Source organism: Solirubrobacter ginsenosidimutans, assembly GCF_027587205.1.
The window spans coordinates 166,684-183,514 of record NZ_JAPDOD010000003.1; the positions used below are offsets into that span (position 1 = coordinate 166,684).

The 16,831-nt window shown below is 70.9% G+C and carries 16 protein-coding genes; 12 read left to right on the top strand and 4 right to left on the bottom strand.

All coding sequences use genetic code 11. The features are described 5' to 3' along the window. The first annotated feature begins 207 nt into the window (after positions 1–207). The 6 genes from OM076_RS05650 to OM076_RS05675 all read left to right on the top strand — a co-directional run bounded on the left by OM076_RS05650 (position 208) and on the right by OM076_RS05675 (position 6,333). Entirely contained in the window at positions 208–1,437 is a 1,230-nt protein-coding gene (locus OM076_RS05650; RefSeq protein ID WP_270038511.1) for an extracellular solute-binding protein, read from the top strand. Between the two features lie 82 nt (positions 1,438–1,519). Continuing rightward, positions 1,520–2,473, top strand: a complete 954-nt coding sequence (locus OM076_RS05655; RefSeq protein ID WP_270038512.1) for a carbohydrate ABC transporter permease — start codon at positions 1,520–1,522, stop codon at positions 2,471–2,473. Between the two features lie 2 nt (positions 2,474–2,475). Further along, complete coding sequence (locus OM076_RS05660; protein ID WP_270038513.1) at positions 2,476–3,387, top strand: carbohydrate ABC transporter permease; 912 nt, start codon at positions 2,476–2,478, stop codon at positions 3,385–3,387. Further along, entirely contained in the window at positions 3,387–4,448 is a 1,062-nt protein-coding gene (locus tag OM076_RS05665; protein WP_270038514.1) for an ABC transporter ATP-binding protein, read from the top strand. The genes OM076_RS05660 and OM076_RS05665 overlap by 1 nt, the downstream gene beginning before the upstream one ends. Further along, on the top strand, positions 4,445–5,512 hold the full coding sequence (locus OM076_RS05670; protein WP_270038515.1) for an ABC transporter ATP-binding protein: 1,068 nt from the start codon (positions 4,445–4,447) through the stop codon (positions 5,510–5,512). The genes OM076_RS05665 and OM076_RS05670 overlap by 4 nt, the downstream gene beginning before the upstream one ends. Further along, positions 5,509–6,333, top strand: a complete 825-nt coding sequence (locus tag OM076_RS05675) for a DeoR/GlpR family DNA-binding transcription regulator (RefSeq protein WP_270038516.1) — start codon at positions 5,509–5,511, stop codon at positions 6,331–6,333. Before OM076_RS05670 ends, OM076_RS05675 begins: the two co-directional genes overlap by 4 nt. Here OM076_RS05675 and OM076_RS05680 read toward each other — a convergent pair. Next, entirely contained in the window at positions 6,330–6,662 is a 333-nt protein-coding gene (locus OM076_RS05680) for an STAS domain-containing protein (protein ID WP_270038517.1), read from the bottom strand. The genes OM076_RS05675 and OM076_RS05680 overlap by 4 nt on opposite strands. A 19-nt stretch (positions 6,663–6,681) precedes the next feature. Between OM076_RS05680 and OM076_RS05685 the strand changes: the two genes are divergently transcribed. The 4 genes from OM076_RS05685 to OM076_RS05700 are packed head-to-tail and all read left to right on the top strand — an operon-like array spanning position 6,682 to position 12,220. Continuing rightward, positions 6,682–7,773: a M20/M25/M40 family metallo-hydrolase gene (locus OM076_RS05685; protein WP_270038518.1), complete on the top strand. Its 1,092-nt coding sequence runs from the start codon at positions 6,682–6,684 to the stop codon at positions 7,771–7,773. Continuing rightward, entirely contained in the window at positions 7,770–8,765 is a 996-nt protein-coding gene (locus tag OM076_RS05690) for a pyridoxal-phosphate dependent enzyme (protein ID WP_270038519.1), read from the top strand. The genes OM076_RS05685 and OM076_RS05690 overlap by 4 nt, the downstream gene beginning before the upstream one ends. 25 nt (positions 8,766–8,790) lie before the next feature. Continuing rightward, positions 8,791–10,005 (top strand): MFS transporter, encoded by a 1,215-nt coding sequence (locus OM076_RS05695; RefSeq protein WP_270038520.1) that lies wholly within the window; start codon positions 8,791–8,793, stop codon positions 10,003–10,005. A gap of 46 nt (positions 10,006–10,051) precedes the next feature. Continuing rightward, positions 10,052–12,220 carry an MMPL family transporter gene (locus OM076_RS05700; RefSeq protein WP_270038521.1) on the top strand — a complete coding sequence of 723 codons (2,169 nt, stop codon included), beginning with the start codon at positions 10,052–10,054 and terminating at the stop codon, positions 12,218–12,220. Here OM076_RS05700 and OM076_RS05705 read toward each other — a convergent pair whose 3' ends face one another. The 3 genes from OM076_RS05705 to OM076_RS05715 form a co-directional block, all read right to left on the bottom strand. Beyond that, on the bottom strand, positions 12,221–12,892 hold the full coding sequence (locus tag OM076_RS05705) for a response regulator (protein WP_270038522.1): 672 nt from the start codon (positions 12,890–12,892) through the stop codon (positions 12,221–12,223). After that, positions 12,889–13,278 carry a cupin domain-containing protein gene (locus OM076_RS05710; protein ID WP_270038523.1) on the bottom strand — a complete coding sequence of 130 codons (390 nt, stop codon included), beginning with the start codon at positions 13,276–13,278 and terminating at the stop codon, positions 12,889–12,891. The genes OM076_RS05705 and OM076_RS05710 overlap by 4 nt, the downstream gene beginning before the upstream one ends. A gap of 157 nt (positions 13,279–13,435) precedes the next feature. After that, the gene (locus OM076_RS05715; RefSeq protein WP_270038524.1) at positions 13,436–16,198 is read right to left on the bottom strand and encodes a helix-turn-helix transcriptional regulator; all 2,763 of its coding nucleotides are present in this window, start codon (positions 16,196–16,198) and stop codon (positions 13,436–13,438) included. A 116-nt stretch (positions 16,199–16,314) separates the two neighbouring features. Between OM076_RS05715 and OM076_RS05720 the strand changes: the two genes are divergently transcribed. Together OM076_RS05720 and OM076_RS05725 are read left to right on the top strand one after the other, a co-directional pair. Continuing rightward, positions 16,315–16,509: a hypothetical protein gene (locus OM076_RS05720; RefSeq protein ID WP_270038525.1), complete on the top strand. Its 195-nt coding sequence runs from the start codon at positions 16,315–16,317 to the stop codon at positions 16,507–16,509. Then, complete coding sequence (locus OM076_RS05725) at positions 16,506–16,829, top strand: hypothetical protein (RefSeq protein ID WP_270038526.1); 324 nt, start codon at positions 16,506–16,508, stop codon at positions 16,827–16,829. Before OM076_RS05720 ends, OM076_RS05725 begins: the two co-directional genes overlap by 4 nt. Positions 16,830–16,831: the final 2 nt, after the last annotated feature.

Here is a 16,831-nt window from a genome sequence, read left to right on the forward strand (position 1 = left end):
TGCAAGGTTTGCAGTGCCGCCGGTTATCGGAGTAGGACCAACCCTCTTGGAGGAGGAGCAATGAAGGGGAGACTTCAGGTCTCGGCAGCGCTCGTCGCAGCCGCGGCGGCATTTACGGTTGCCGCCTGCGGTGGTAGTGACAGCAGTGGGGGAGGCGGAGCCACGAAGGCGGCCGTCGACGCCACGAGCAAGCTTTCAGATAAGCCCATGACGCTCACGTTCCTGTGGTTCGATTGGCCGCCGGCCAAGGCCCTCGAGGAACTGGGCAAGGAGTACACGAAGACGCGCCCGAACGTGACCGTCAAGGTCAACGTCGTGCCGAACGCGCAGTGGCATGACGCGATCTTCACGCAGTTCGCCGCACGCAAGACGAACTTCGACTTGCCGATCCTTGACTCGCAGAACATCGGCGAGGCCGTCGAGAACGGGTCGATCCTCGACATCTCGGACTTCGTCAAGAAGAACATCGACACGTCGCAGTACGACCCGTACTTCCTCGCGGCGTACGGCCAGTACCCGCAGAACCAGACGGGTGAGGCCAACCCCGACGCCAAGACCTACGGCCTGCCGCTCCTGGGCGACACGTGGCAGATGGTCTGGCGCAAGGACCTCATGGGCGACACGCCTCCCGCCACGTGGGAGGACATGATCGCCGCCGCCAAGAAGTGCCAGGACGACAACCCGGGCATGAGCGGCCTCGCGTTCCATCAGGCGGGCACCAGCGACGCCGCGGCCGTGACCTACAACGTCATGAACGCCCTCTACGGCGGCCAGCTGTGGGACGCCAAGGACCGCAAGATCGACGGCGTCATCAACGACGCCGCCGGCAAGAAGGCGATGGACGTCCTCGTCAATCAGATGGTCCCGCTCACGCCCAAGGGCTCGAGCAACTGGTTCATCGACGAGGTCAACGCCGCGATCTCGCAGGGCAAGGTCTGCGTCGGCTTCCAGTGGATGGCCGCCAGCGGCGGTCTCCTTGACCCGGCCAGCTCCAAGCTCGGCAAGACCAAGGAAGAGATCCTCAAGAAGCTCGACTTCGCGGCCCTGCCCAAGCAGGTCACGGACAAGGTGCCGCTCGGCGGCATGGGTCTCCACGTGTCGAAGTACATCCCGGCCGATCACCAGGCTGAGGCGCTGAACTTCATCAAGTGGTTCGAGACCAAGGAGGCCCAGACCAAGTGGGCCGAGCTCGGCGGCGTCCCGGCGCGTAACGACGTGCTCAACTCGCCGGCGTTCACCGACGTGCTGCCGTACAACCACGTGTTCACGGAGTCCGTCCCGCGTCTGAAGGACTTCTGGAACCTGCCCGAGTACGCGAAGCTCCTGAACGTCCACTCGACGCAGGTCAACGCGGCCATCTCCGGTACCCAGAAGCCCGATGCGGCACTGGACAAGCTCGCTTCCGAAGAGCAGGCCATCCTCGACGGGGGCCACTAACTAGCGATCTAGGACGGCCGGGCGGGCGGACAGACCCCCGCCCGCCCGGCCTCCTGACCCTCTCTCGCCACACAACCACCTCATGGCCGACACGCTCCAAACCCCACCCAAAGCGCCGCCTCGCGTCGAGAAGCTCGAAGCTCCGCCCGCGGCGAAGCGCTTCAGCTTCCTCACTGACCGCTGGCTCTCCGGGCTGTTCATCGCGCCCGCGCTCGCGCTGCTGCTGTTCCTCTCGATTTGGCCACTGATCAGGTTGGTGTGGCTGTCGTTCACCGACTACTCGGTGACGCGCGACGTACCCGCCAGCTTCATCGGGTTCGACAACTACACCGACGTGCTCACGGACCCAGTGGTCCACAAGCGCGCGATCACGACGCTGATCTTCGTCATCGGTGCGGTCGGCCTCCAGACGATCCTCGGCTTCGCGATCGCGTTCCTGATCTCGCGACGCGTCAAGGGCCGCGGCGCGCTCACCACGCTCTTCCTGATCCCGATGATGCTGTCGCCGATCGTCGTGGGCCTGTTCTGGAAGTTCATGCTCGACGTGCAGTTCGGCGTCGTGAACTCGTTCCTGAACAGCCTCGGGCTCGGCACGGTCGAATGGCTGACGAAACAGCGATTGGCGCTGTTCTCGCTGGTCATCGTCGACACGTGGCAGTGGACGCCGTTCGTCATGCTGATCGCGCTCGCGGGGCTGACGGCGGTGCCCAAATACTTGTATGAGGCGGCGGAGATCGACCGCGCCTCGGAGTGGTTCAAGTTCCGGCGGATCACGTTCCCGCTCGTCTGGCCGCTGCTGCTGATCGCGGTGATGTTCCGCGCGATCGAGGCCTTCCGGCTCTTCGACCTGGTCTACATCCTCACCGGCGGCGGCCCCGGCGGTACGACCGAGACGCTGTCCTACAACGTCTACAAGGTCGCCTTCTTCGGCTTCGACACCGGCCGCGCTTCCGCGTACGGGCTCTTGATGGTGATCGTGGTCACCCTTGCCGCGCAGTTCTACCTGCGTTACCTCAACAATCTCCAGGAGCGCTAGCGATGGCCGCGCACATCCAGCCCGCCGGCGTCGCCGACGCCGGGATCGCGGGCGAGACCGCCGGCCCGCCGCCGGCCCGCCGCCAACGCAAACTCGGCTCCGGCATCGAGATCGTGCTGCTCGCGCTCTTTGCCGTCGTGATGCTCTTCCCCGTCCTCTGGATGCTCGAGACGGCGCTGAAGGAGACCAAGGACATCTACGCCACCCCGGCGAAGGTGATCACCGGCTGGACGCCGACGCTGGACCACCTCAAGGACGTCTTCAGCTCGGACTCGCCGGTCTTCAAGGGCTTCAAGAACTCGGTGATCGTCGCCAGCGCGTCCACGATCGTCGCGACCGTGCTCGGCGTCCCCGCCGCGTGGGCCTACTCGCGCTTCAAGATCCCGGGCAAGAAGGACCAGCTGTTCTTCATCCTGTCGACGCGCTTCATGCCGCCGGTCGTCGTGGTCATCCCGATCTTCCTGATGTTCCGCGACCTCAACCTGCTGGACACGCTGCAGGGCCTGATCCTCGTGTACGCGGCCTTCAACCTGCCGTTCACGATCTGGATGATGAAGGGCTTCATCGACGACGTGCCGGCCGAGTACGAGGAGGCCGCGATGCTCGACGGCTTCTCGCGCTTTGAGGCCTTCTGGCGCGTGACGATGCCGCTGCTGATCCCGGGCATCGCCGCCACGGCCGTGTTCGCGCTGATCTTCAGCTGGAACGAGTTCGTGTTCTCGATCTTCCTGATCACCGATCCGGACACGCGCACGGCGCCGTCCGCGATCGCGGGCCTGATCGGCGGCACGACGATCGACTGGGGGCTGGTGGCCGCCTCGGCGATGGTGTTCGCCATCCCGGTGCTGCTCTTCGCCTTCCTGGTGCGCAAGCACCTCGTCGCCGGCGTCACGCTCGGGGCGGTGCGCCGCTAATGGCTCAAGTCAACGTCAAGAGCCTCAACAAGACGTTCCCCGACGGGACCGTCGCCGTCGAGCATCTCGACCTCGAGATCCGCGACGGCGAGCTGTTCGTGATGCTCGGCCCGTCGGGCTGCGGCAAGACGACGACGCTGCGGATCATCGCCGGCCTGGAGGAAGAGACCTCCGGCACGGTGACGATCGGCGACGAGGTCGTCTCCGGCCTGCGCCCGTCGCAGCGCGACATCGCGATGGTGTTCCAGTTCTACGCGCTGTATCCGCACCTGAGCGTGCGCGACAACATGGCGTTCCCGCTGCGTGCGGCGAAGGCGCCGGAGGCCGAGATCAACGAGCGGGTCCTCGAGGCGGCGAAGATGCTGCAGCTCGAGCCGTACCTGACGCGCAAGCCGAGCAAGCTCTCCGGCGGCGAGCAGCAGCGCGTCGCCCTGGGCCGCGCGATGGTGCGCCACCCCAAGGCGTTCCTGATGGACGAGCCGCTGACCAACCTCGACGCCGAGCTGCGCGCCGACATGCGCGCGGAGGTCAAGCACGTCCAGCAGCGCCTGAACACCACGATGATCTACGTCACGCACGATCAGACCGAGGCGATGGCACTGGGTCACCGGATCGCGATCCTCAACAAGGGCAAGCTCGAGCAACTCGGCGCCCCGATGGAGGTCTACGAGCGGCCGGCGTCCCTGTTCGCCGCGCGCTTCATCGGCTCGCCGCCGATGAACCTGATCGAGGCCGAGGTGACCAACGGACACCTGACGGCCGCGGGCGGGATGCAGTTGCTCGCGCCGGAAGGGCTCAAGCGTGGCCAGAAGGTGATCGCGGGCGTGCGGCCCGAGCGGCTCACCGTGGCGGCGGACGGCGACGGCGCCCGCGGGCGTGTCGTGTCCCGCGAGATGCTCGGCGACGAGACGATCTTCGTGGTCGACACGGAGGCGGGGCTGCTCAACGTGCGCATGCCGCCGACCGCCCGTTTCGCCGAGGAGCAGGCGGTGTCGGTGCGTCACATCGGCGCGGCACCGCCGGCGTATGACCCCCAGACCGAGCAGGTGGTAAGCCGATGACCTCCGCGATCGTCGCGACCGGGATCTCGAAGTCGTTCGGCGACGTCGAGGCCCTCAAGGCGCTTGAACTGGACATCCCGGAGGGCGCGTTCTTCGTGCTCCTCGGCCCGTCCGGTGCCGGGAAGACGACCACGCTGCGGGTCATCGCCGGGCTCGAGACGCCTGACACGGGCACCGTGCACCTGACCGGGATCGACGCGACCAAGGCCACCCCGGCCGAGCGCGATCTGGCGATGGTGTTCCAGTCCTACGCGCTGTATCCGAAGCAGACGGCGGCCGAGAACATCGCGTCGCCGCTGCGGGCGCGCAAGCTGCCCAAGTCCGAGATCGACGCGCAGCTCAAGCGGGTCTCGGAGCTGCTGCACATCGAGGAGCTGCTCAACCGCTACCCGACGCAGATGTCGGGCGGTCAGATGCAGCGCGTCGCGCTGGGCCGTGCGCTGGTGCGCGACCCGCGGGCGTTCCTGATGGACGAGCCGTTGACCAACCTCGACCTGAAGCTGCGAGTCGAGATGCGCACCGAGCTCACCCGCATCCACCGCTCGCTCGGAAGGACCTTCCTTTACGTAACGAACGACCAGGTGGAGGCCATGTCGATGGCCGACCAGGTCGCCGTGCTACGGGAGGGGACGGTCCAGCAGGTCGGCTCGGCGACGGAGATCTACGACCATCCGGCCAACCGCTGGGTGGCGACGTTCGTCGGCTCGCCGCGCATGAACCTGCTCAAGTGCACGGCCAACGGTCGCCTCGAGGGCGATGGCTGGACGCTGCCGAACCCGGGCTTCGGAATCCAAGGCGAGCGGCCGGCGCTGTTCGGTGTGCGCTCGGAGGATCTCTCGCTGGACGTCCGCGAGGAGTCCGCGTCGCTGGCCGGGAAGGTCTACGCGGTCGAGCCGTTGGGCGACCGGACGCTGGTCGACGTCGAGATCGGCGACCAGCGCGTGATCATCAAGGCGGCTCCGACCGCGTCGTTCAAGATCGGCGAGGAAGTACGTGCGTCGGTCGACCTTGACCGCGTCCACCTGTTCGACGCCGACACGGAGTCGGCAATCGCACGAGCATGATCGACGCCCCGCTACCGCCGGTCCTCAGGCGGGCGCGGATCCTCGAGCGTGTCCAGCGTGACGGCGGCGCCTCGCTCGCGGAGCTCGCGTCCGAGCACGCCGTCTCGCCGGTGACCGTGCACCGCGACCTGGAGCTCCTCTCTGGCGAGGGGCTCCTGGAGCGCGTGCGCGGCGGTGCTCGTTCGTTGCCGGACACCCGGCCGCGGATCGAGACGGCCTGGAACGCGCGGGTGCGCGAGGCCGCGACCGAGAAGGATTCGATCGCGGTCCGCGCGCGGGAGCTGGTCGAGGACGGGTCGACGATCTTCGTCGACGCCTCCTCGACGGGACTCGCGCTGGCGCGGGCACTGGAGCTGCGTCCGCCCACCGAGCTGACGCTGGTGACCAACTCGCCGGCGATCGCGCTGGGGCTGACCGCCGACACGATCCACGTGATCGTGCCGCCCGGTGAGCTCAATCAGCACATGCGGGTGCTGACCGGGCGCTGGACGGTCGACTTCCTGGTCGAGCTGAACATCTCGATCGCGTTCATCTCGGCCGCGGGTATCACGTTGGAGCACGGCCTGACGACGTCGCGCTCGGCGCTGGCGGACACCTTGAACGCGGCGGCGGGTGCGGCGAAGACCAAGGTCGGGTTGCTGGACTCGACGAAGTTCAAGCGCTCGTCGCTGTTGACGGTGCGCTCCGCGCAGTCGCTCGACCTCGTGATCACCGACGACGGGGTGGACCCGGCGACCGTCGCCGAGTTCCGTCAGGCGGGCGTGAACCTGGTCGTCGCCGACCGGCTCGCCTCGATGCTGGAGGACATCGACGCCGATTAGGCGTCGTTGAACGGCAGGATCGCCAGCGTCTGCGTGAGTTCGAGCAGCCGCTGCACCGGGGGTTGGAGCGGGCCTCGGAGCTTGAGCCCGGGGTACGTGCGCGCGGCACCGAGCAGCGATCGCAGCCCGGTCGAGTCCATGAAGGCCAGCTCGGAAAGATCGATCGTCGTCGGCCGGGGGCTCGCCTGCTCGAGCGCCTGATTGAGCTGCGGCTCGGACACGAGGTCCAGTTCCCCGCTCACGTGCAGGGTGATCCCGTTCGGCTCGTCCTCGATCTGGACGTCGAAGCGGGGCGGACGGAACGCTCCCGGATCCGGCTCGGCGCTCATCTCGCTGCATGATGCCAGCATGCGCAGCGCAATGGACGCGATGGAACTGGTTGGTGCACTCGTCGCGATCGATTCCGTCAACCCGTCGCTCGTCGAGGGCGGCGCGGGGGAGGGCGAGATCGCCGCGTTCGTGGCCTCATGGGCGACGGCGGCGGGGCTGGAGGTGCAGCGCTTCGAGGGAGCGCGGCCGAGCGTGGTGGTGCGGGCTCCGGGCAGCGGTGGCGGGCGGTCGCTGTTGCTGTGCGGGCATCTGGACACGGTCGGTGTGGAGGGGATGACCGACCCGTTCGTCCCGCGGGTGGACGGCGATCGCCTGTTCGGCCGTGGGGCGTACGACATGAAGGCCGGCTTGGCCGCATGTCTGCTCGCTTGCCGTGAGGCGCTCGGCCATCGTCTGCGCGGTGACGTGATCGTCGCGGCGGTCGCCGACGAGGAGCACGCCAGCCTCGGGGTGCAGGAGGTGCTGGCGTCGGTGCGCGCGGACGCGGCGATCGTCACCGAGCCCACGCACGGGGAGATCGTGGTCGCCCACAAGGGCTTCGTGTGGTCGGAGCTGACCGTGCACGGGCGGGCGGCGCACGGCTCGCGGCCGGACCTTGGCGTGGACGCGATCGTGGCCGCCGCGCCGGTGCTGACGCGATTGGGAGAGCTGGACGCGGCGCTCGGGACGGCGACGCACCCGCTGCTCGGGCGTGGGTCCGTGCACGCGTCGCTGATCTCCGGCGGTGACGAGCTCTCGACCTACCCGGCGCGCTGCGTGCTGTCTCTGGAGCGGCGGACGTTGCCGGGCGAGACGTCGTTGGACGCCGAGATCGCGGGGTTGCTCGCGGGTGTGGACGGTTCGTCGCGGACGCTGCTGGTGCGCGAGCCGTTCGCCGTCTCGCCGGACGCCGAGATCGTGTCGCTCGTGCGCGCGGCTTCGGGTGGGGCGCCGTTGGTGGGCGCGCCGTACTGGACCGACGCGGCGTTCATCGCCGCCGCCGGCATCCCGACGCTGCTCTACGGCCCGGGCGGGGAGGGCGCGCACGCCGTCGAGGAGTGGGTGTCGCTGGCGGACACCGAGGCCGTCACGCGGGTGCTGGTTGACGTGGCCGCGAAGCTGTGCGCATGAGGGCGTTCGTCAATCCCGCCTTTGCGCCGGAGGCGGTCGCGGCGCCGTCGGGTGACGCGCTCGCGTTCCATCGGGCGTTGGCGGGCTATGCGCCGTCGCCGCTGCGCGACCTCGGCGGCGGCGTGTGGCTCAAGGACGAGTCCGATCGGCTGGGGCTGCCGGCGTTCAAGGTGCTCGGCGTGTCGTGGGCGGTCGAGCGGGCGTTGCGCCTCGATCCGCAGGTCAAGACGCTGGTCGCGGCCAGCGCGGGCAACCACGGCCGCGCGGTCGCGCACGTCGCCGCTGTGCGTGGACTGTCCTGCCGGATCTACCTGCCGGCGCGCTCGGTGCCGGCGCGGCGGTCGGCGATCGAGGCCGAAGGCGCCGACGTGGTCGTCGTCGACGGGACCTACGAGGACGCGGTGCTGCTCGCGCAGCGCTACGCGGAAGGCCCGGACGCGGTCGAGCTCGCCGACGTGGGGTCGTCGCCGTCGGCGTCGTGGGTGATCGACGGCTACGCGACGCTGTTCAGCGAGATCGACCTCGGCTTCGACGCGGTGCTCGTGCCGATCGGCGTCGGCTCGCTGGGTGCCGCGGCGGCGCGCTGGGGAGCGGCCGCCGGGACGCCGGTGATCGGCGTCGAGCCGGATGTGGCGGCCTGCCTGACCGCCGCGCTGATCGCGGGCGAGCCGACCGTCATCGACACGCCCGGAACCGCGATGGCGGGTCTCGACTGCGCCGTCGTCTCCGTCGCGGCGTGGGACACGCTGCACGCCGGCATCCGCGGCACGGTCACCGTCTCGGACGCGGAGACGGGCGCGGCGATGCGCGAGCTGGCGGCGGGTGGGCTCGCGATCGGCGACTCGGGCGCGGCGCCGCTCGCAGCACTGCACGCACTGCGCGCCGACCCCGCGTGCGCCGCGTTGCGCGACGTCGTCTCGCTCGACCGCGTCCTGCTGATCGCCACCGAAGGGCCGACCGACCCGGTGGGCTACGCCGCCACCATCGCGTGACTGTGGTCCGCCGCGCACGAGGCACATGACGCCCGAGATTCCCGTCCGCCGCAACACGGTGCTGCTCGCGGCGATGATGGCCGTGTACTCGTCGGTGCTGCAGCTCGTCGCCGCGGTCTCCTCGCTCACGTTCGTGCTCGTGACCGGGGTCGAGGGGTTGCTCGGGCTCGGGCCCGCGATCTTCCTGATCTCCTCCGGGCTCGCGGCCGTGCCGGCGGGGCGGTTGATGGACCGTGTGGGCCGCAGGCCGGTCATCGCGGGCGGCTACGTGCTCGCCGCCATCGGCTGCTCGCTGACCGCGCTGGCCACCAACATCGACTCCACGCCCACGGTGATCTTCGGCTTCGCGCTGACCGGCGCGGCGAACGGCATCGCGCTGCTGATCCGCACCGCGGCGGGGGACATGTACCCGCCCGCCCGGCGCGCCCGCGGGATCTCGTACGTGCTCTTCGGCAGCGTCTTCGGCGCGATCCTCGGGCCCGCGGTGTTCGGCCCGCTGTTCTCCGGCCGCGAGGTCGACGCGGCGACGCTGACCGTGCCGTGGCTGGTCGCCGCCGGGATCAGCCTCGTTCCGCTTGCGCTGCTGTTCTTCGTCCGGCCGGACCCGAAGGAGATCGCCGAGCTGCTGGCGGTCGACGACGGCCCGGTCCCGCCCGCCGCGCCGCTGAAGGAGATCCTGCGCCGGCCGGGCGTCAAGCCCGCGATGGTCGCCGCGCTCGCCAGCTTCGGCGTGATGGTCTCGGTGATGAACCTGACCGGCTACGTCGTCGTCGAGCACCACCATCACGCGCAATCGAGCGTCTTCCCGATCATCGGTGCGCACGTGCTCGGCATGTACGCGCTGGTGTTGTTCGTGGGTGCGCTGATCGACAAGATCGGCCGCGGGCCCGCGCTCGGCGGCGGCCTGTGCGTGATGGCGCTCTCGACGATCGGGCTGACGTTCTTCGACAGCGTCTTCGCCTCGGCCGTGCTGCTGTTCGGCCTCGGCGTCGGGTGGAACCTGAGCTTCGTGGCGGCCACCGCGCAGCTCGCCGACCTCACCCGCGCGTCCGAGCGCGGGCGCCTGATGGGGTTCAACGACCTGCTCTCCGCGACGCTCGGCGCATCGCTGGCACTGCTCGGCGGCTACGCACTGGACGCGCTCGGCGTCGCCGCGCTGGCGATCGGTGCGACGGCGATCGTCGCTGCTCCGGTTTTGTGGCTGGTCCCGCGCCGGACACCCGAGCCCGCATCCACATGAGTACTCTCTGCGGCCTCCCCAGTCTCCCGCTCCCCCTGGAGAATCGATGTCTGAGCTCCTCGCGCGCCTTGCGCGCACCCTGACGCACCGCTGGAAGATGAGCGCCCTCGGCGCCTTCTTGGTGATCGTTCTACTCGGTATCGCCGCCGGCACCGGCGGAAAGGCCGCCGATGACTTCTCGGCGCCCGGAACCGAGACGCAGAAGGCGATCGACCTCTTCAAGGCGCACAGCCCGGCGTTCGCCGGCGCCGACTCGACCCTCGTCTTCAACGTCACCGAGGGCAAGATCACCGACCCTGAGCCCAAGGCGGCGATCCAGACCGCGCTGGCCAAGGTCAAGACCCTGAAGGGCGTCGTCGACGTCGGCGACCCGTTCGCCAAGGGCGGAAACGTCTCGCCCGACGGCCGCCTGGCGTCGGTCGACGTGCGCTACAGCACCGATCCCAGCGCGATCAAGAAGCCCGACGGCGAGGCGCTGATCGCCGCGGGCGAGTTGGCGGAGAAGGGCGGCGTGCAGTTCTCCGCGCGCGGCATGCTGATCGACGTCGGCTCTGAGCAGGACGCGCCGGTGGGTGAGCTGATCGGCATCTTCATCGCGATCTTCCTGCTCGCGTTCCTGTTCCGCTCGTGGGTGGCGATGGTGGCGACGCTCGTGGGCGCGCTGATCGGCGTGGCGATCGGGCAGACGCTGCTGGTCGCCCTCGCCGCGCCGCTGGATCTGCCCGCGTTCGCCTCGGTGATCGCGTCGATGCTCGGCCTCGGCGCGGGTATCGACTACTCGCTGCTGATCATCGGCCGCTACCGAGAACAGGTCGCCGCGGGGGACAGCCGGCGCGACGCGTCGGCCAAGTCGGCCGCCACCTCGGGCGCGTCCGTGGTCGCCGCCGGGCTCGTGGTGATGCTCGCGATCGCCGGCCTGCTCGTGATCGGCATCCCGTTCATCGGCAAGCTCGGCCTGGCCGCGGCGATCGCCGTGGGCTGCGTCGTCGTCTCCGCGATCACGATCCTGCCGATCATGATCGGCGCGCTCGGCCGCTGGCTGACGCCGAAGAAGCCCGAGCACGTGCAGGCGTCGCCGGCCTTCGCCCGCTGGGGCGAGATCGTCACCGCCCGCCCGTGGCTGTCGATCGGTGCCGGCGTGCTCGTCCTGCTGATCTTCGCCGCGCCGGTCACGACGCTGCGCCTCGGCCAGCCCGACGACGGCAACCAGCCGACGTCCAAGCTCCAGCGCGTCGCCTACGACCGGCTCAGCGGCGCGTTCGGTGCCGGCTCCAACGGCCCGTTCCTGCTCGCGGTCGACATTCCCAAGGGCGCCGCGGACAACCAGGCCCAGCTCGACGCGCTGCAGAAGGCCGTCGCCGGGGCATCGGGCATGGCGCAGGTCGCGCCCGCCGCGATCAGCCAGGACGGCGAGATGGCGACGATCTTCGCCATCCCGAAGACCGCCCCGCAGGACCAGGCGACGAGCGACCTGCTCGCCGATCTGCGCCAGAACGTGATCCCCAAGGCGGTCGCGGGCACGCCGCTGCAGGTCTACGTCGGCGGCAACACGGCCGGGTTCGAGGACTTCTCGGACAAGGTCGCCTCGCGCCTGCCGGTCTTCATCGCGGTCGTGATCGGCCTGTCGGTGCTGCTGCTGATCATGGCCTTCCGCTCGCTGTGGATCCCGCTCGTCTCGGCGGTCTTCAACCTGCTCTCGGTGGGCGCGGCCTACGGCGTCATCACGGCGGTGTTCCAGAAGGGCGTCGGCGCGAGCCTGCTCGGGGTCGAGTCCGGAATCCCGATCGTCTCGTTCATCCCGGTGATGATGTTCGCGATCCTCTTCGGGTTGAGCATGGACTACAACGTCTTCCTGCTCTCGCGCATCCACGAGGCCTACAACGAGGGCGACCGGCCGCGGGAGAGCGTCATCCACGGCCTCTCGCGCATCGGCAAGGTCATCCTCTTCGCGGGGCTGATCATGGCCTCGGTCTTCTTGGCCTTCGTCACCCAGCCCGACGTGATCGCGAAGATGTTCGGCCTCGGCCTCGGCCTCGCGGTGCTGATCGACGTGCTGATCGTGCGGATGGTCATCGCGCCCGCGGTGGTCACGCTGCTCGGCGACCGCGCGTGGTGGCTGCCGAAGTGGCTCGACAAGGCGCTGCCGAACGTGTCTCTGGAGGGTCACCTGGTCGAAGGGCTCGACGCCAAGGAGCGCGAGGCCGCGGTCGTCTAGTCACAGCTCCATGTCACCCGTGTGGCCGGGCCGGATGAAGCCGCTCTCGTAGGCGAGCACGACGGCCTGGACCCGGCTGCGGACGTCCAGCTTGGACAGCAGGCGGGTGACATGGGTCTTGATGGTGGCCTCTGACAGGCCGAGCTCGGTCGCCAGCGCGGCGTTGGAGAGGCCGCGGGCGAGCCGGCGGCAGATGTCGCGCTCGCGCTCGGTCAGCGTGTTGAAGCGGTGCCGCAAGGCGGGGCGGGCGCCGGTGAGCTGGGAATCGACGAGGCGCTTGGCGATCGTCGGCGCGAGCAGCGTGTCGCCCTTCGCGACGGCGCGGACGGCCTCGGCGAGGCGGTCCGCCGCCGCGTCCTTGAGGAAGAAGCCGGTGGCGCCGGCGCGCAGTGCTCTGACCACCAGGCTGTCGTCGTCGTGGGACGTGACGACGAGGATGCGGGCCTTCGAGCCCGCGGCCAGGATGCGCTTGGTGGCCTCGATGCCGTCGAGCACCGGCATCGCGAGGTCCATCAGAACGACGTCCGGGTGGGTGTTGAGCGCGAGCTCCACGCCTTCGGCGCCGTCGCTCGCCTCGCCGGTCACCTCGAAGTCGGGCTGCGCGTCCAGCAGCGCCCGCATCCCGCTGCGGACCAGGACGTGGTCATCGACGAGGACGATCCGCGTCGTCATGCGGCGGGTACGGCCTGCACGCCGCCGACCGCGAGCAGCGCGGCGCGATCGTCCGGGTCCGTCGCGGGGTCCGCGGCGATCGCCAGCAACTCCTCCAGCCCGGCGGGCGCGAGCAGCACCAGCACCCGCGCCCGCGTGATCGCCTTGAGCCGGCGCGGCACACCGCGGTCGAGGCTGCGCGTCTCCCCGGGTTTGAGGCGGTGCCGCTCGCGATCGGCGACGACCTCGACCTCACCTTCGAGGACATACAGCACCACGTCCTCCCGATGCCCCACGTGGGCGGGCACCTCCACACCCGCCTCCACCGCCGCCTCGACGAGCGCGTACTGCCCATGCGTCGCCCACCCGGCCACCGGCACCACGAGCTTGATCCGTTGCACGTTCATGGCCGCCGATCCTCACCACGCGCTCACGCCCGCGCATCAGGCATCCACCCCAACATCGACCCCAACCCAACAGGGGGGTCAGACCCCTCAACATTGCAAACGGCGGCGTAGAGCCAAAAGAATTGTTGAGGGGTCTGACCCCTATGTGGAAGGTGGTTTAGGAAAGGGCTTCGGCGAGCTGGGAGCGGCCTTTGATGCCGAGCTTGGTGTAGGCGCGGCCGAGGTGGACCTCGACGGTCTTCAGGCTCACGAAGAGGGCTTCGGCGATCTCGCGGTTGCGCAGGCCGCGGACGGCGAGCTCGGCGACGCGGCGCTCGGAGGCGGTGAGGGCGTCGACGCCGCTGAAGGCGAGGCGCTGCGGGCGGGCGCCGGCGATGACGAGCTCCTCGTGGATCCTGGCCTCGAGCGCGGTGGCGCCGCAGCGGTGGGCGCGGTCGCGGGCCTCGCGCAGGGGGACGCGGGCGTCGGTGCGCCGGCCCGCGCGGCGGAGCGTGGCGCCGAGGTCGGCGAGCGCCGTGGCGAGCACGAGCGGAAGTGCGGAGGCGCGAGCGGCGGTGACGGCGGCTTCGAGCTCGTCGAGTGGGTCGGGGAGGAGCGCGGCGCGGGCGAGGCGGCCGATGGCCTCCGCACCGCGCGCGCCGCGGGCGACCGCGGCGGAGACCTCCTGGTCGGCCAGCGCGCGGGCCTCGTCGAGCCGGCCGAGCGCGGCGAGTGCGCGGACCCGGAGGACGTGGTCGTCCTCGCGGATGCCGACCAGCCAGCCGCGGGCGGCGTCCGCGGCGTGCTGCTGATCGAGCCGCTCGAGCGCCTCCTCCGTGCGGCCCTCGGCGAGCAGGAGCCGCGCGTGGACAGCGTAGAGGCCGACGATCGCTCCCGCCGGGCCCGGCGGCGGCAGCTCGGCGCCGAGTTCGCGGGCGCCCGGCTCGTCGCCGCGATCGAGCAGCACGCCGACCAGCGTGCTCACGGACGCCATCGCCGCGATCGGCTGGTCGCCGGCGAGCTCCAGCGAGAGCCGCGCGAGGTCCTCCGCCCGCCGCAGGTTGCCGAAGCGCCGTTCCCACCGCGACTCGATCCACGCCGCCGCACCGGCGCTCGCCCGCGAGCCGGACCGGTTCGTGAGGTCGGACATCGCGCGGGTGGCGGCGAGCGCCTCGGGCGCCGCCTCGACCGCGAGCAGCGCCTCGATCGCCCACAGCACCGCGAACCGCTCGACCCCGAGCCGCGCGAAGACCCGCGTGTCGGCCAGCGCCTGCCGCGCGGGCGGGAGCACCTCCTCCTTGCGCGCGCCCGCGAGCGCGCGAGCGTGCGCGAGGTGACAGAGCAACGCGGGGGGAACGGTGGCGGGCGGCGAGGGCGCGGCGGCGGGCGAGGACGCGGCGGCGGTTTCGAGGAGGTGCAGGTACTCGTCCGTGTCCTCGTGGCTATAGGCGAGCGCTTCGACGAGTTGTTCCGCGAGCTCACCCGCGAGGTCCGGCGGGGCGGTGGCCAGCGCCGCGCGCAGGCGGGTCGCGGCGCCGCGCGGGTCGTTGCGCAGGATCAGGGCGGTCGCGGCGAGCCGGGCGGCTTCGGCGGCGATCTCGGGTGTGCCGCCCGCGGCGGCCTCGTCCAGGGTCGCCAGCGGGTCGGCGCCGGTGCGAAACTCGGCCAGGCCACGCGAGAGCAGGATGCCCGCGTCGGCCGGCGCGGCACGCTGGAGGAGCCGCAGCGCGACGTCGGGCGCGCCCTCGGCCAGCGCGCGGCGTCCGGCGGCGGCGAGCACACCGGCCGCCCACGGGTCCGGCTCTGGATCGGCGGCGAGCAGGTGGGTCGCGACGACGCCGTCGTGGGCGCCGTCCTCGGCCAGCAGGCGGGCGGCGCGGCGATGCAGCGGGGAGCGCTCGCCGCCGAGGTCGGCGTCGACGATCTCGAGCACCATCGGATGGATGAACCGGCCCTCGTTCGCGTCGATCAACTCGGCGCGGGCGAGGACCTCGAGCTCGGCCGCGGCGGCCTCCACCGACAGACCCGAGAGGGCGGCGACGCGGCGGACGCTGGTGGCGTCCCCGAGCACCGCGGTCGCCCGCGCGACCGCGAGCGCACCCGCCGACAGCCGGCGGATCCGCGCGGTGACCGTGCGCGCGACGGTGCCCGGGACGGTGGTCCGCACGTCCGCGGCCTCCGACGCGCGGCCCTCGAACGGCGCGGCGCGCAGCAGCTCGGTGACGAGCAGCGGGTTGCCGCTGGTGGTCTCGAAGCAGGCCGCGACGAACTCGGGATCGGCGTCGATGCGGCTGCGCACGAGCTCACCCACGCCATCGATCGACAGCGCCGCCGGTCGCATCAGGCGCGTGGCGGGAGCGGTGGCGAGCCCGTCGAGCAGCTCCTGTTCGGCGCCCGGCTCGGTGGGGCGGGCGGCGATCGCCAGCAGCACCGGGAGATCCTCGACCCGCCGCGCCAGCGCATCCAGGAACCGCACGCTCGGGGCATCCGCCCAGTGCGCGTCGTCGACGACCACCAGGAGCGGCTGCTCGGCGGCCAGGTTCGCGCACAGCCAGTAGAGCCCGTACAGCGTCGAATGCGTCGCGTCCTCGCCGCCGGCGACCGCGGTGCCGAACACCGGTTCCGCCAGCGCGGCGGTCCCCGCCAGCAACGCTGCACGGCGCGCGTCGTCGGACCGGTGCAGCTCGGCCTCGAAGAGCTGGCGCACGATCCCGAACGCGAAGTCGCGCTCGAGTGGGGCGCCGGTCGCGCCCACGACCCGCAGGCCGCCGGCGACGGCTCGCTCGCGCAGCACGCGCAGCAGCGCGGTCTTGCCGTGCCCCGCCGCGGCCTCCAGGAGCACGACGGACCCGCGCGCCGCCCGCGCGGAGGCCAGCGACGACGTCAGCGCTTCCAGCTCGGCCCCGCGCTCGAGCAGGACGTCGGGACCGAGGGCGCTCATTCGCCTCCGATTGTGACCAACCGGGGCCGCACACGCGGGCCCGACATCGCCTCGGAGTACCGTAGAGGACGACGCGGTCCGCCGGATCGCTCGCCCAATCTGAAGAGGAGGCGCGCATGAGCGCCGCCGCCCTGCCCCTCCCGGTCGTCGCCGAGCCGACGCCGTACTACACCCGCCACATGCTCGGAGCGACCGAGGCAGGTCGCGATGCTCGCCTCCAGTCACGCGCGCACGGCGTCGTTCGCTACACGAGCGGCGGGACGAACCTGCGCCTCGTCGAGGGCGGGAAGTCCGATCCGGTGCAGCCGTGAGCCGGCCGCAGGCGCTGCGTCTCCGCACTCGATTGACGCGCACCCCCAAGGTCGCCGTGGCTCCCGAGGAGCAGACCGCGGGCACATCGCCCCCCGCACCGGCGCCGATCGGCGGGCGCCGCGACCGCGGCGACCAACGCCCCGCGCAGGCCAAGCGCGCCGGCTACGACGATCTCACGACGGAGCAGGTGATCGCCCACATCAGCCGGCTCTCGCCGCCGGAGCTCGCGCTCCTGGCGAACCATGAGCGCGAGCATCAGAACCGCCCCGAGATCCTCGCCCGCATCGCGGTGTTCCGGGGCGAGGCTCCCGAGTCGTAGCG

Bases quoted from the DNA above. Each gene is read 5' to 3' on its own strand.
- OM076_RS05705 (WP_270038522.1), bottom strand. From the start codon at position 12,892: ATGACGACGCGGATCGTCCTCGTCGATGACCACGTCCTGGTCCGCAGC.
- OM076_RS05685 (WP_270038518.1), top strand. From the start codon at position 6,682: ATGCGCAGCGCAATGGACGCGATGGAACTGGTTGGTGCACTCGTCGCG.
- OM076_RS05720 (WP_270038525.1), top strand. From the start codon at position 16,315: ATGAGCGCCGCCGCCCTGCCCCTCCCGGTCGTCGCCGAGCCGACGCCG.
- OM076_RS05670 (WP_270038515.1), top strand. From the start codon at position 4,445: ATGACCTCCGCGATCGTCGCGACCGGGATCTCGAAGTCGTTCGGCGAC.
- OM076_RS05650 (WP_270038511.1), top strand. From the start codon at position 208: ATGACGCTCACGTTCCTGTGGTTCGATTGGCCGCCGGCCAAGGCCCTC.
- OM076_RS05710 (WP_270038523.1), bottom strand. From the start codon at position 13,278: ATGAACGTGCAACGGATCAAGCTCGTGGTGCCGGTGGCCGGGTGGGCG.
- OM076_RS05675 (WP_270038516.1), top strand. From the start codon at position 5,509: ATGATCGACGCCCCGCTACCGCCGGTCCTCAGGCGGGCGCGGATCCTC.
- OM076_RS05700 (WP_270038521.1), top strand. From the start codon at position 10,052: ATGTCTGAGCTCCTCGCGCGCCTTGCGCGCACCCTGACGCACCGCTGG.
- OM076_RS05715 (WP_270038524.1), bottom strand. From the start codon at position 16,198: ATGAGCGCCCTCGGTCCCGACGTCCTGCTCGAGCGCGGGGCCGAGCTG.
- OM076_RS05655 (WP_270038512.1), top strand. From the start codon at position 1,520: ATGGCCGACACGCTCCAAACCCCACCCAAAGCGCCGCCTCGCGTCGAG.
- OM076_RS05690 (WP_270038519.1), top strand. From the start codon at position 7,770: ATGAGGGCGTTCGTCAATCCCGCCTTTGCGCCGGAGGCGGTCGCGGCG.
- OM076_RS05680 (WP_270038517.1), bottom strand. From the start codon at position 6,662: ATGAGCGCCGAGCCGGATCCGGGAGCGTTCCGTCCGCCCCGCTTCGAC.
- OM076_RS05695 (WP_270038520.1), top strand. From the start codon at position 8,791: ATGACGCCCGAGATTCCCGTCCGCCGCAACACGGTGCTGCTCGCGGCG.
- OM076_RS05665 (WP_270038514.1), top strand. From the start codon at position 3,387: ATGGCTCAAGTCAACGTCAAGAGCCTCAACAAGACGTTCCCCGACGGG.
- OM076_RS05660 (WP_270038513.1), top strand. From the start codon at position 2,476: ATGGCCGCGCACATCCAGCCCGCCGGCGTCGCCGACGCCGGGATCGCG.